This is a genomic window from Rhodococcus sp. KRD175 (assembly GCF_017168275.1).
GTDB lineage: Bacteria > Actinomycetota > Actinomycetes > Mycobacteriales > Mycobacteriaceae > Rhodococcoides > Rhodococcoides fascians.
In genome coordinates this window covers 289,241-303,199 of the sequence record NZ_JABFAQ010000002.1, presented here as the reverse complement: position 1 = coordinate 303,199, position 13,959 = coordinate 289,241, and the positions used below count along the sequence as shown (strand labels likewise).

General features: G+C 65.2%; 7 protein-coding genes. 1 reads left to right on the top strand and 6 read right to left on the bottom strand.

What is annotated here, in order from left to right:
* Position 1: 1 nt before the first annotated feature.
* From alaS to J1M81_RS02040, 6 genes are all read right to left on the bottom strand, one after another.
* Entirely contained in the window at positions 2–2,671 is a 2,670-nt protein-coding gene (alaS, locus tag J1M81_RS02065) for an alanine--tRNA ligase (RefSeq protein WP_206497517.1), read from the bottom strand.
* A 43-nt stretch (positions 2,672–2,714) separates the two neighbouring features.
* Positions 2,715–4,022: a replication-associated recombination protein A gene (locus tag J1M81_RS02060; RefSeq protein ID WP_241257633.1), complete on the bottom strand. Its 1,308-nt coding sequence runs from the start codon at positions 4,020–4,022 to the stop codon at positions 2,715–2,717.
* Between the two features lie 133 nt (positions 4,023–4,155).
* Positions 4,156–5,325 carry a kinase gene (locus J1M81_RS02055; protein WP_206497515.1) on the bottom strand — a complete coding sequence of 390 codons (1,170 nt, stop codon included), beginning with the start codon at positions 5,323–5,325 and terminating at the stop codon, positions 4,156–4,158.
* Positions 5,326–5,478: 153 nt separating this feature from the next.
* Positions 5,479–6,387 (bottom strand): transglutaminase family protein, encoded by a 909-nt coding sequence (locus J1M81_RS02050; RefSeq protein WP_032382091.1) that lies wholly within the window; start codon positions 6,385–6,387, stop codon positions 5,479–5,481.
* The gene (locus J1M81_RS02045) at positions 6,384–9,068 is read right to left on the bottom strand and encodes a circularly permuted type 2 ATP-grasp protein (protein WP_206497514.1); all 2,685 of its coding nucleotides are present in this window, start codon (positions 9,066–9,068) and stop codon (positions 6,384–6,386) included. The genes J1M81_RS02050 and J1M81_RS02045 overlap by 4 nt, the downstream gene beginning before the upstream one ends.
* A 126-nt stretch (positions 9,069–9,194) precedes the next feature.
* Positions 9,195–12,584, bottom strand: coding sequence for a DUF2126 domain-containing protein (locus J1M81_RS02040; RefSeq protein WP_032400787.1), 3,390 nt, complete (start codon positions 12,582–12,584; stop codon positions 9,195–9,197).
* 230 nt (positions 12,585–12,814) lie between these two features.
* Here J1M81_RS02040 and J1M81_RS02035 point away from each other — a divergent pair, with 230 nt between their 5' ends.
* Positions 12,815–13,792: a hypothetical protein gene (locus tag J1M81_RS02035; RefSeq protein WP_206497513.1), complete on the top strand. Its 978-nt coding sequence runs from the start codon at positions 12,815–12,817 to the stop codon at positions 13,790–13,792.
* The last annotated feature ends 167 nt before the right edge of the window (positions 13,793–13,959 follow it).

Genomic DNA, 13,959 nt, shown 5'->3' with positions numbered 1-13,959 from the left:
GTCAGTGGGTGGTGAGTTCGGTCAATCGCGCCCGAGCGGCGTCGATCCCTGCGGCGATGCCCGCGACATCCGAGCCCGATCCCTGGGCGAGTTCGGGCTTGCCACCACCTCGGCCACCGATGCTCGGGCCGAACGACGCGACCAGCTCGCCGGCCGCGATTCCGGTCTCCTGGGCGGCCTTGTTCACCGAGACCACGAACGGGACCTTGCCACCGACCGTGCCGAACAGCACGACCACGGCCGGATCCGTCCCGAGTCGGCCGCGGATGTCGGTGGCCAGCGTGCGCAGGTCGTTCCCGCCGACGCCGTCGGGTGCCTGCGCGACGACTGCTCGCACGTCACCGAACCGTTCGGCCTTACCGACGTACTCTCCCGCCGAGGCCAGTACGGCCGCGGCCTTGACCGACTCCAGTTCCTTCTCGGCGACCCGAAGACGCTCCACCAGGTTCTCGATGCGCGCCGGCACCTCCTCGGACGGGACCTTCAACGACGACGCGACGCCGGCCAACAGCGCGCGTTCCTTCGCCAGGTAGCGGTACGAGTCGAGGCCGACGAAGGCTTCGACGCGGCGTACTCCCGAGCCGACCGAGGATTCGCCGAGGATGGTGACCGGACCGATCTGCGACGAGTGTTGGACGTGAGTGCCACCGCAGAGTTCCATCGAGAACGGCCCGCCGATCTCGACCACGCGGACCTCGTCGCCGTAGTTCTCGCCGAACAGCGCCATGGCCCCCATCTTCTTGGCGCTGTCGAGGTCGGTGACGAGGGTGTTGACCTCGTAGTCCGAGCCGACCGCATCGTTGGCGACATTCTCGATGTCGTCGCGCTGCGCCTCGGACAACGCGCCCTGCCAGGAGAAGTCGAAGCGCAGGTACCCCGGCTTGTTCAGCGAGCCTGCCTGCGTCGCATTGGGTCCGAGCACCTGGCGCAGTGCGGCGTGCACCATGTGCGTGCCCGAGTGTCCTTGGGTGGCGCCCTTGCGCCAGGCGTGGTCGACGTCGACATGCACGGTGTCGCCCTCGGTGATCTGGCCGGCGTCGACCACGGACTTGTGGGTCCATACCTTCTTGGCGATCTTCTGCACATCGTTGACCTTGACGGTCAGGCCGGGTGCGGTGATGGTGCCGATGTCGGCGATCTGACCACCGGATTCCGCGTACAGCGGGCTGCGGTCGAGGATGATCTCCACGCTCTCGCCGGCGACCGCGGTCGGAACCCGAACGCCGTTGGAGATCAACGCGAGAACCGTTGCCTCGGAACCGAGTTCGTCGAACCCGGTGAACTCGGTCGGCGAACCGTCGACGAAATCCTTGTAGACGGTGAGGTCGGCGTGTGCATGCTTGCGCGCGCGGGCGTCCTCTTTGGCGCGAGTGCGTTGCTCGGCCATCAACGAGCGGAATCCGTCTTCGTCCACGGACAGTCCGGCCTCGGCGGCCATTTCGAGCGTCAGGTCGATCGGGAACCCGTAGGTGTCGTGCAGCGCGAAGGCTTCGGCGCCGCCGATCTTTTTCGCGCCCGACGCCTTGACGGCCTCCGCGGCACCCTCGAACAGCCGCGAGCCCGACGTCAGGGTCTTGAGGAAGGCGGTCTCCTCCCCCACTGCGACGGTGAGGATGCGATCGAAGTCCGTGACCAGGTTGGGGTACGACTCGGCCATGGTGTCGCGGACGACGGTGATGAACTGCGCCATCGTCTCGTCGGGTGCGCCGAGGAGTCGCGCGGATCGGACGATGCGACGCAGCAGGCGCCGAAGCACGTAGCCGCGGCCGTCGTTGCCGGGATTGACTCCATCGGAGATCAGCAATGCAGCGGTGCGCGCGTGGTCGGCGATGACGCGGAAGCGGACGTCGTCGTCGTGGTTACTGCCGTAGGTCCGACCCGACAGCTCCTCTGCCTTGGCGATGACCGGCCGCACGAGATCGGTCTCGTACACGTTGTCGACGCCTTGGAGCAGGAATGCGACGCGCTCGACGCCCATGCCGGTGTCGATGTTCTTCTTCGGCAGTGGGCCGAGGATCTCGAAATCGTCCTTGCTGATGCCTTGGCCGCGTTCGTTCTGCATGAAGACGAGGTTCCAGATTTCGATGTACCGGTCCTCGTCGGCTTCGGGGCCGCCTTCGGCACCGAACTCGGGGCCTCGGTCGTAGTAGATCTCCGAGCAGGGCCCACAGGGTCCGGGGATTCCCATGGACCAGTAGTTGTCGGCCATTCCACGACGCTGGATGCGTTCGTCGGGCAGACCGGCGATCTCCTTCCACAGCTCGATCGCCTCGTCGTCGTCGAGGTAGGCCGTGGCCCAGATCCGCTCGGGATCGAACCCGTACCCGCCGTCTTCGACGCTGTCGGTCAGCAGGGTCCAGGCATGCTTGATCGCGTCACGCTTGAAGTAATCGCCGAACGAGAAGTTTCCGGCCATCTGGAAGAACGTGTTGTGCCGAGTGGTGATACCGACGTTCTCGATGTCGAGGGTGCGCACGCACTTCTGGACGCTCGTCGCCGTCTTGTACGGCGGCGTCTGCTGCCCGAGGAAGAACGGCACGAAGGGAACCATGCCCGCATTGACGAACAGCAGGTTCGGATCGTCGAGGATCAACGACGCACTGGGTACTTCGGTGTGTCCCGCCTTCACGAAATGGTCGAGGAAACGCCTGCGGATCTCATGGGTCTGCACTGATACAGGTTAGCGTCGTCAGACCCTGTGCCGATTCGAGGGCCTATCGGCCTCGGATGATGCGCCGCAGTTTCCCCACCCTGGTCGCGATTTCGCGCTCGGCACCGTGTTCGGTGGGCTCGTAGTAGTTCACGCCCACCAGTTCGTCGGGCGGATACTGCTGTCCCAGCACGCCACCCGGACTGCTTTGCGGGTATTTGTATCCGACCGCGTTGCCCAACCCCTGGGCACCCTTGTAGTGGCCGTCGCGTAGATGCGGAGGCACCGATCCGGACTTGCCTGCGGCGACGTCGGCCATGGCCGCTCCGAGTGCGCCGATCACGGCACCGGACTTGGGCGCTGTCGCCAGGTGAATGGTTGCCTGCGCCAGCGCCAGTCGCGCCTCCGGCATTCCGATCATCTGCACGGCACTCGCCGCGGCGGTGGCCGTCTGCAGTGCGGTGGGATCGGCCATCCCGATGTCCTCGCTCGCATGGACGACGAGCCGCCGCGCGATGAAGCGGGCGTCCTCCCCCGCGGTGATCATGCGTGCGAGGTAATGAAGTGCGGCATCGACGTCGGATCCCCTGATCGACTTGATGAACGCGCTGATGACGTCGTAGTGCTGGTCGCCGTCACGGTCGTAGCGCACCGCGGCCTTGTCGACACTGGCCTCGACCGTCGCGAGGTCCAGCATTCCGTCGGTTGCGGCACCCGCTGCCGCCTCGAGGGCCGTCAACGCTCGGCGGGCGTCACCGGCCGCGAGCCGCACCAGGTGGTCCATTGCGTCCTCGGCGATGGTCACCGCACCGTCCAGGCCTCGGGGATCGTTGGCCGCACGGGTCAGCAACAGTTCGATGTCCTCGGAGCGGAGCGGCTGCAATTGCAGCACCAGCGATCTCGACAGCAGTGGTGACACCACCGAGAAGGACGGATTCTCCGTCGTGGCGGCCACGAGCAACACGATTCGGTTCTCGACGGCGGCGAGCAGTGCGTCCTGCTGCGTCTTGGAGAAACGGTGGACCTCGTCGATGAACAACACGGTCTGCTCACCGGACAACAGCCGGCGGCGCGCGAGTTCGATGACGTTGCGCACTTCCTTGACCCCGGCCGACAGGGCGGACAACGCCTCGAACTTGCGACCGGTCGCCCCCGAGATCAACGACGCCAGCGTGGTTTTTCCTGTTCCGGGCGGGCCGTACAGCATCACCGAGGACGCTCCGGATCCCTCGACGAGACGACGCAACGGTGCGCCGGGTGCCAGCAGATGAGACTGTCCGACGACCTCGTCGAGCGTCGTCGGTCGCATGCGTACAGCGAGCGGTGCGTCGGGTCGCGTGTACGTGGAAGTAGGACGCGGCTCGTCGATCATCGGATCCGGTGCCGCGGGTGGATCGAACAATCCGTCGCCGTCCGACTCGTCGTCCGAGATGTCACTTCCGAAACCGCCGCTCACCGGTCGAACGCTACCGATTCGACGGTACGAAAGGCGAACGCGTTCGCGCTCAGCGGTCCCGCTTCGCGCGCAGAGCGGACACGACCGACTCGGCGTAGTCGGCGATATCGGGCTCTCCCGAACGCACTGCGCTGTCCTGGAGCACCGACCACCGCGAAATCAGCGCCTGCGACCGCGGTACCGACAGCTGGTGTGCGCGCGCCGCGGCAATTCGAGTGTGATCGTCGGGTAGGAACCAGTACGTGGTCAGCCACACCCAGATCAACCTCGCGTCGAGCAGCTTGGTCGCCAGCACGTGGTCGTCCGCCAGTGCAGGCCAGATGCCGACGACCTCCGAACGCCACGCGTCGATCATGGCCTGCTCCCGATCGTGCGAGAGCTCGAAACTGCACAGACACCCCGGGAACGACGCCAACGCGTACGTGATGTCGAGAGTGGCGTCTCGAAAACCGCCCCACTCGTAGTCGAGGAATCGAACGCCTTCGTCGTTGACGATGATGTTGTCGGGACACAGATCCGACGGGCTGAAGGCACGGAACGCCCCGTGAGCGAACAGCCGTCCGCTGCGCGAGACCCGTTCGAGAAGGACGTCCGGTGGTGCCCCTACTCCGAGCAATCCGGTCAACATGCCGGGTACCGCGGCGAGGGCGTCGGGTATCTGCGCGGAAATTCCGTCTGCCGAGTCGGGCTGGCCGACCCGCCGAAGCAATGCTGCGAAATCGTCCTCACGGCCCACGGTTGCCGCATGCATGCGCCCGAGCGCCTGAGCCATGGCCATCAACGAGTTGGTGACCATAGATTCATCGGAACTGCGCAGCAGCGTGGGGATCGCACTGGCGTCACCGAGGTCGCTCAGAATCAACAGCCGAGCATCGAGATCGTAGGCGTGCAGCTCCGGCCCCGGCCTGCTGTCGGTGGCCAGCGCATTCGCGAACTGGTACGAGGCGGCCTCGCGTAGAAATGCACTCGACCCGGCGACATCGGTGAGCTCGGAATGCAGCTCCGATTCTCCGGGAAGATCGCGCACCTGCTTGATGACAAGGGTTCGCGGAAGCTGAAAAGGATTCTCGGACACCTTCACTCGCAACACGATGGCTTGGCCACTACCCCCGAGGTCGACGGGATCGATCAGCGTCACCGGTGCCCCGGTGCGCTTGGTCAGTAGTCGCTGGGCTGCTGCCACTACCTCGGATACAGGGTCTGCAAGTGTTGCGGTCATCGTTGTCCAAGCTACCTGTTCGCTACGTCGTACTGTGCCGTGTCGTCGGCTACGAAAGAGACACGATTGTCCGTTTTGCGGCTTTCGAGATCCCATTCGTAGACCCGACCAGCTGGCCGGTTACCCCGAAGCCACCAAAGTATGCAGCGCGAACTACATCGGTGCAACGTCGACCGAGACCGCGATCGTGCTCTTCTCGGCCTCGGTGTAGATGACCCCGCGCAGCGGCGGAACGTCGGCGTAGTCACGGCCCCAGGCGACCGTCGCATATCGCTCGTCGACCAGCTGATCATTGGTCGGATCGAAGGCCAGCCAGCGGTCGTCGGGCATCCACACCGCGGCCCACGCGTGGGTCGCATCGACACCGATCATGCGTTCCTTGCCCGGTGGCGGTTCCGTGGCGAGATAGCCCGACACGTACCGTGCAGCCAACCCCTGCGACCGCAGACAGGCGATGGCCAACCGAGCGAAGTCCTGACAGACCCCCGAACGTGCGGCGAGGACGTCGACCACGGTGGTCGATACCGTCGTGGACCCGGACAGATACCGAAAGTCGGTGAAGATTCGGTGCGTCAGATCGACGATGACGTCCGCGAGCGGACGCCCCGGCGTGAAACTGGGCGCGGCGTACGCTCGCACCTCGTCCGTGATCTCCGGCGTCGGCAGATCGAGGGCGAACTCCACCGCCGATGAACGTGCCGACTCCGCTGCATCGGTCCTGGTGGGGTCGAACATGGCCATCCGGGCCGATTCCCACGGGGCAGTCGCAGGCCACGACGTGGTCTCGTCCACCGGCCGCGGGTACACCTCGACGAGCGAATCCGCCGTGACGACCAGCTTCTCGTGATCGTTGGTCACGTGGAAGTACACGTCTTCGTTGCCGTAGACATCGACGCCGAACGATTGATCGGTGGGTGGCGGCTCCACCGTGACCGACTTCTCGACGCAGTGCTGCCCGTCCATGTCCCGCGGCGCGAGAAATCCTCGCCCGTAGGACGACGTGACGCGATCGGAGTAGGTGTACGTGGTGATGTGCTTGATTCGGTACCGACGACTCGTCATCGTGCCCCGCTTCCGATCCGCGCACCGACGCTGCCCCACAGCGGCTGGGTACCGCCCGGCAGCGACATGTGCGTCGCGAGAACAACTCGGGACAGTTCTTCGAGCGAATCGTGAATACCGTCCACGAGATCGATCAGTTCCACCCGCCGCCCGGTGGCGTCGACCGACTCCAGATCACCCGGGTCGACGCGCCGCAACCGAACCCGCATCTGCTCGACGAGTTGTTCGGGCCGCGAGCTACCGGACGCATCCGGTAGCGCCCCGAGGTCGTCACGAAGGCGGTCGAGTTGGTACACCAGTGCGCGAGGGTTGCCGGCGTCGAACAGCAGGAGCTGCGCAACTGCAGCCGGCCGTGCACGACCACTGTTGCGTCGGCGATAGATCACCGAGGACTCTGCCGCAGACAGCACCGAATCGATGACCGCCTGTTCGGTGGACGGCGTCAGGGCGTGACTCAGAGTCGCTGACAGCAACGCTGTCAGTTGCAATCCCCGCTCTATTCGCTTGCCCGCGTCCATCAGGTACCAACCGGCGTCGCGAACCATCGACTCCGACGCCAGTCCGGACAGCGCGAGCAGACCGCGCAGCACGCTCGATTGCGATGCAGCCAGCTGGGCACCGTTGTTGACGGCCGACTCGCCCAACTCATCGAGCGCGGTGTCGATGCGAGCGAGCACTGCCCAGGTGTCGTTCGAGAGTTGATCGCGCACCGCACGAGCTGCCTGTTGCATCCGATCGACCGACTGCGCCAGTGAACCGAGGCGCTCCACCGAGAGCATCAGCGAACGCATTTCGGCCATCGCATCGGCGCGGATCGTCTCGTCCAGGAATCCCGGTCCCGTGCGCGATACCTTCGTGACCGCTTCCAGCAGAAGCGGCAGGCTGTCGCTGCCGTCGAGCCACGGCATCGAGCGATAGTCCTGATCCCGATCCCGGGCGGCGATGAGCAGACGTGTCATGTCCTCCGCGCGTTCGCTGTACCGACCGAACCAGAAGAGATCGCCCAGCACACGCGGGGAACTGACCACCTCGACGTTGGACGCGGCGTACTGCGGCAACTCCTCCACCGTGGCAGGCGGGGTGTGCGGAGCAGAATCGGCCGGAGTGACCCTCTCCACCGACTTGACCCACACGTCCTTGGAGGCGACGGTGATCAGTGGTTCGGTGACCGGCGCCGTGATCATGACCTGACCCAGACCGCCTCGCATCGGGGTGTAGCCGACCCGCTGCGCGACGGTGAACAAGCGCATTCCGACCTGGGCCGGAGCAACCGCCAACTGCTCCCCCGACCCGCTGCCCCAGGACGAACCCACCGGAGCCAGCGAGAACTCCGGCACTTCCTGACCGGTCCATTTCCACGGAGCTGCCTCGACCTCGTCCCACAGCGCCCGGGCCGCCTGCTCGGTGAGATCGTGACCCACGACCGCGCGTCGGGACACGGTGGATCTCAATACCAGCGATCGGAAGCGAGTTCGCATGTGCGAGAGTGCGATCGGATCACCACCCCAATAGGTGGGGACCGAATCGAGAGTCAGATCCTCATCCAGCAGAGCCCGGCTCAGAGCCGGCAGCAACGGTGTCAGTGCGGGATTCTCGAGGACTCCGCTACCGAGAGTGTTGACCACGCTCACCGCACCGCGCCGCAGGACCTCGACCAGACCGACCACACCCAGATGCGAATCCGGACGCAGATCGAGCGGGTCGACGAACTCGGCGTCGACGCGTCGTAACACCACGTCCACCCGTCGCAGTGTGCCGAGCGAACGCATCCACAAACAGCCGTCCCGCACCACCAGATCGGCGTTCTCGACGAGCGGAAAGCCCAGAACCGTTGCCAGATAGGCCTGGTCGAATGCCGTCTCGGAATGCGAACCCGGCGTCAACACCACCACGACAGGATCCTCGGCGGACGCGGGTGCAGCGTCACGCAGAGCCAAGCGCATCGCCCGAGCGAAAGTCGACAACGGCCTCGGATTGCTCGCCTGGAACAACTCGGGCATCGCCCGCGACATCACTCGGCGATCGGCCAGCGCATACCCCACCCCGGACGGTGCCTGAGTGCGATCCGCAACGACCGAGAACCGGCCGTCGGACCCGCGCGCGATGTCGGCTGCGTGCATGAACAACTGATGCGGACCCGGAACGGTGATGGCGTGAGCAGGCCGAAGATAGCCGGGGTTGCCGAAGATGAGCTCGGGCGGAATCAAACCGCGCCGGACTGTCTCCTGCGCTCCGTAGATGTCGGTCAGGATGGCGTCGAGCAGTTGCGAACGCTGGACCAGCCCCGCTTCGAGCCGATCCCATTCGTCCGCTGCAACGACGTACGGGACGCTGTCCAGTCCCCACCGCACAGAACTGGGCCCGGGCTCGTTGCTGCCCGTCGGAATCGGGTTGTAGGTGATTCCGTGGTCGTCGACCAGCCGACTGACCCGAGACTGCAACGTCTGCATCGCACCCGGGCCGGCGTCGCGCATACCGTCGACCAGCTCCGCCCAGTGCGGACGCACCGTGTCGTCGGCACCGAGCATCTCGTCGAACAGATCTCTACGACCCGTCACGGCCTCACGTCGACCGTGGTATTCGAGCCACGGTGACACCAGGTCGGGTGACACGGGGTCGGGCGCACCGGCCGCCGTCTCGTTGCGGCCCGCCTCACTGTGAGCGGTATCCACGGGCACCATCGAGCCGTTGTTCCTTCCGTCGGTCGATCACACTCCGTCGCCGGATGAGGTGTGGTCGTTGCCGAATCCACCCGTTCCGCGTCGGACCGCAATCGCTACCGGTCGACTCGTTCTTTTCTGCCCGCCTCAGGACGTGTGAACCCCGGTCCGGCGCAGGTCCAGCATGCCGGGCGCAGTCACGTCGATCGCTTGGCGAGCGTGCATCTCGAGCAATCTTGCTATGTCCACCTTGCCGGACGTGAACCCGCCCTCCTCGAACCGGCCGTTGCGTCGCGCTTCCGCCTCCACCGAGTTGACCGGTGGACCGTCGTACGACCGTCCGCCGGGGTGCACCACGTGATACGAACACCCACCGACTGCGCGCCCGGTCTGCATCTCCACCAGATCGAATCGCAAGGGACTCTGCACCTCGATCGTGGGATGCAGCGCGCTCGGCGGCTGCCAGGCGCGATAGCGAACTCCGGCGACCTGGACGTCCTGTCGCTCGGTGCGCAACATCGGTACCGGCACCCCGTTGCAGGTCAACAGGTAGCGGCCCACATCGGCACCGGCAACGCGAACCTGGATGCGCTCGACCGAGGAGTCCACGTAGCGCGCCGTGCCCGACGACGTCGACTCTTCCCCGAGCGTGTTCCACGGCTCGATTGCACCGCGCAGTTCGATCTCGGCATCGCCGACGACGGTGGTACCGATGCGCGGGAAACGAAACTCGGTGAACGGGTCCAGCCAGCTGGTGTCGAATTCGATGCCGTGCTCGCGAAGATCCTCGGCGACCCGGCCGATGTCACCGATCACGAAGTGCGGCAACATGTACCGACCGTGCAGGTTGGCACCGTGCCGAATCAGTGGTGCTTCGAGCGGGGTATCCCAGAATCGCGAGACCATCGAGCGCACGAGCAAGGACTGCACCATCGCCATCTGATGATGCGGCGGCATCTCGAATCCGCGAAGTTCGAGCAGACCGAGCCTGCCGCGGGTGGAGTCGGGGCTGTACAGCTTGTCGATGCAGAACTCGGCACGGTGCGTGTTCCCGGTGATGTCGGTGAGCAGGTGCCGCAGCGCCCGATCGACGACCCACGGCGATGCCGAACGGTCGGCACCGGTCAGACGCTTGATCTCGCTGAACGCAACCTCGAGCTCGTAGAGCGACTCCTCACGACCTTCGTCGGCTCGGGGGGCCTGCGAGGTGGTACCGATGAATCGACCCGAGAACAGGTACGACAGCGACGGGTGACGTTGCCAGTGTGTCAACAGAGACACCAGCAGGTCCGGTCGGCGCAGCACCGGCGAATCGGACGGTGTGACGCCACCCAGGGTGATGTGGTTGCCACCGCCGGTGCCCCGGGTGGTGCCGTCGTTGTCGAAACCCTCGGTACTCAACCGTGATTTACGCGCCTCGAGATACAAGCGCTCCATCAGCTCGTTCTGCTCCGCCCACGACGACGTCGGCTGAACGTTCACCTCGATGACCCCGGGATCCGGAGTGACCGTGAGGGTTTGGATACGGGGATCCGAAGGCGGGCCGTAGCCCTCGAGGACGACCGGTGTCTCGATCGCGGATGCGGCGCGCTCCACCCGAGAGACCAGATCGACGAAGTCGTCCAATCGATCCATCGGCGGCATGAACACGTGCAGTACGCCGTCGCGTACCTCGGCGACCAGTGCGGTCACCGCAGTTCCACCCACTCCGGACGTCTCCCGCACCGCCTGCGCGTAGCGTGACTCGGCCGGGTCGACGGCCCGGGGTGGTTGCTGCGTCAGCTGCGGGGTCGGCAGATCGGGTTTCGGTGCGGTGGGATCGGCCGGGTTCTCGACCGGCCCCCCGTCCCACGAGATCGCTCGTAGCGGCAGACGGAGCCCGGCGGGAGAATCCCCCTCCAACAACACGATTCGCCCACGTCGCAGCTTCCAGTCGGCGCTTTGCCAGCCAGTGCCGTCCTCGGTCCGCGAGATCGGCAACACGAATGCCGCCGGTTCGTCGGTACTGGCGTCGAGCCGTTCGAGGAGAAGCCTTCTCGCAGCTGCGGAATCTGTCCCCGGTTCGAGATCGTCGGCGTCGGCCGGCGGATCCCCGTAGGGCTGACGCACCAGATCCAACAGCTTGACGAGCGGGTCCTCGTAGGCCGGACGCGCTTGCGAGGCGGGCAGACCCAATCCGTCGACCAGTCGGTCGATCAGCTTCTGCGATACTGAATTGTCGACTGGATCAGGACGCAGATCGTCCGCCGACCACGGATCGGCTATGAGGTCCGAGTCGTGCCACAGTGCCTGGCCGTCGGTGCGCCAGAACAAACCCACCTGCCATCGTGGGAGAGGCTCACCGGGATACCATTTGCCCTGGCTGCGCTGGACCATGCCGTCGGGCGCGTAGATGGTTCGAAGTCGTTCTGCGAGAACGCTGGCCAGCTTGCGCTTGTGCGGACCGTCTGCGGTGGTGTTCCACTCGGGCGCTTCCTGGTTCTCGATGGCGACGAACGTCGGCTCACCACCGACGGTCAATCGAATGTCCTGATCGAGCATGCGCCGGTCGATCTTCTCGGCCGTGGCCTCGATCGCGTCCCACTGCTCGGCCGTGTACGGCAACGTTGTACGCGGATCCTCGTGAACACGCACCACCGTGTTCGAGAAGTCCAGTTCGGCTGTGCATTTGCTCGTCGCGCCGGAAATCGCGGCCGCGGTCGACGGATGCGGCGTGGCCGACAGTGGAATGTGACCCTCGCCCGCGAACAAGCCCGAGGTGGGGTCCATTCCGACCCAACCGGCACCGGGGAGGTACACCTCGGTCCAGGCGTGCAGGTCGGTGAAGTCCTCGACCGGCCCGGACGGACCGTCCAGCGATTTCACGTCCGAGGACAATTGGACGAGGTAACCCGAGACGAAACGCGCGGCCAGGCCCATCTGACGAAGGACCGACACCAGCAACCACGCGGAGTCACGGCACGATCCCACGGCGGACGTCAACGTCAGGTCCGGGGTCTGCACTCCGGGCTCCATCCGCACTGAGTAGCCGACGTCCGCCATCACGGCCTGATTGGCCATGACGAGAAAGTCGATGGTGCGCAACGATTCTCCGCGCTCGACGACGGCGGCCTGCAGCTTCTCCACCCACGCGGACACGACCGGCCCGGGCCCGGAACCGGCCTTGTCCTCGTCCACCGGGCGAAGATAGGGCTCGAGATCGGGCAGATCGTGTTCCTCGTATGCGAAGCCGAAGTGCTCCGCCCATTCCTCGACGAAAAAATCCAACGGATTGATCGACGCCATGTCCGCAACGAGTCCGACCGTGATGGACAGATGGTCGGTTCGCTCGGGGAACACCACGCGGGCGAGAAAGTTGCCGAAGACGTCCTGCTGCCAGTTGACGAAATGCTCGGCCGGCTCGATCTTCAGCGAATACGCCTCGATGGGAGTGCGCGAATGCGGTGCCGGTCGCAGCCTGATCTCGTGCGGAAAGATCTTGACCGTGCGGTCGAATCGGTAACTGGTGCGATGTTCGAGTGCAACCTTGATGCCCACGGCGAGCCCCTCGTGATAGTCCCGGTATGGGTAGAAACAACAACCCTAGTGGGCCCCGGCCCGGTGCGCTCGGCAAGAATTCGAACCATCGACGATGCCCGACGGTATTCGGGCCCGCACGACCGTCCACGTGTCGAACGCCTTGACACAACTCAGCGGTCTACGGTTCGCTCAGCTTCGAAAATGCGGACGAATCGTCGACGTACCACGCCAGACATGAAGGGTGAATCGTGAGTGAAAACCCGCCCGACGGACCGCAATACGGTCGCGGACCCAACCCGGACAAGCCGGACCCGAACACGCCGCAGACACCGGGAAGCGGGTACCCACCGCCCGGCAACTACCCGCCTCAGGGCGGCTATCCTCCCCCTCCCGGAAACTACCCACCGCCGCCCGGAAACTACCCACCTCAGGGTGCGCCCGGTGGCTATCCACCCCCGCCCGGCAATTACCCACCGCCGCCCGGGAACTACGGGAACTACGGAAATCAGAACTACGGACAGACACCTCTCGGACCCAACCCCGGTCGACTCGACGTCGGTGCTGCACTGAGCTACGGCTTCGACAAGTTCAAGGCCAACACCGGACCGTGGCTCGGTATTACGGCCATCGTGTGGGCGGTCAGCGTCGCCGTGTTCATCGTCACGTTCGCGTCGACCCTGACGGCCGCGGTCGCTGCTGCCGACCGAGGTGAAAGTACTGCCGTCGCGGCGACGTCGGGCGCATTCCTGGTGGTGACCACGATCGCGACATTCGTGTCCTACTTCGTGAATGCGGCATACGTACGGGGAGCGTTGGACGAAACGGGTGGGCCACAGAAGCCGACGTTCGGCAGGTTCTTCCAACTCACGAACGTTCCGCAGATTGCGGTACTGGCTTTGATCTGGACGGTGGCCAGCGTCGTGCTGAGCTTCGTTCCGTTCCTTGGCACCGTCCTGCTGATCGTGATCGGTTTCCTCGCGAACTTCGCACTGACTTTTCTGATCGATCGAAACCAGTCGGCGATCGAGTCGATCAAGTCGTCTATCGACCTGACGGTCAAGAACTTCGGCCCGGTCCTGCTGCTGTTGCTGGCCCTCGCCGCCATCAACTTCATCGGCATTGTGCTGTGCGGCCTCGGTCTGCTCGTCACCCTTCCGGTCTCGGTGATCGCCACCAACTACGCCTACCGCGTACTCACCGGCGGGCCCCTGACTCCCGCGCGCTGATCTCGCACCACGACAGACGCGAATGTCCCCGTAACGCACTGGCGGGTTCTAACGATCCCCGCAACACCCTCGATTTGAGGGAGTTGCGGGGATCGTGGCATGTGCTGGGTTGAAGGTGCGGTTTTTCGAGGCGTTGGACCGTGAGGACGGGAATGTCAGCGCGGCCG

Bases quoted from the DNA above. Each gene is read 5' to 3' on its own strand.
- J1M81_RS02050 (WP_032382091.1), bottom strand. From the start codon at position 6,387: ATGACGAGTCGTCGGTACCGAATCAAGCACATCACCACGTACACCTAC.
- J1M81_RS02060 (WP_241257633.1), bottom strand. From the start codon at position 4,022: ATGATCGACGAGCCGCGTCCTACTTCCACGTACACGCGACCCGACGCA.
- J1M81_RS02055 (WP_206497515.1), bottom strand. From the start codon at position 5,325: ATGACCGCAACACTTGCAGACCCTGTATCCGAGGTAGTGGCAGCAGCC.
- J1M81_RS02045 (WP_206497514.1), bottom strand. From the start codon at position 9,068: ATGGTGCCCGTGGATACCGCTCACAGTGAGGCGGGCCGCAACGAGACG.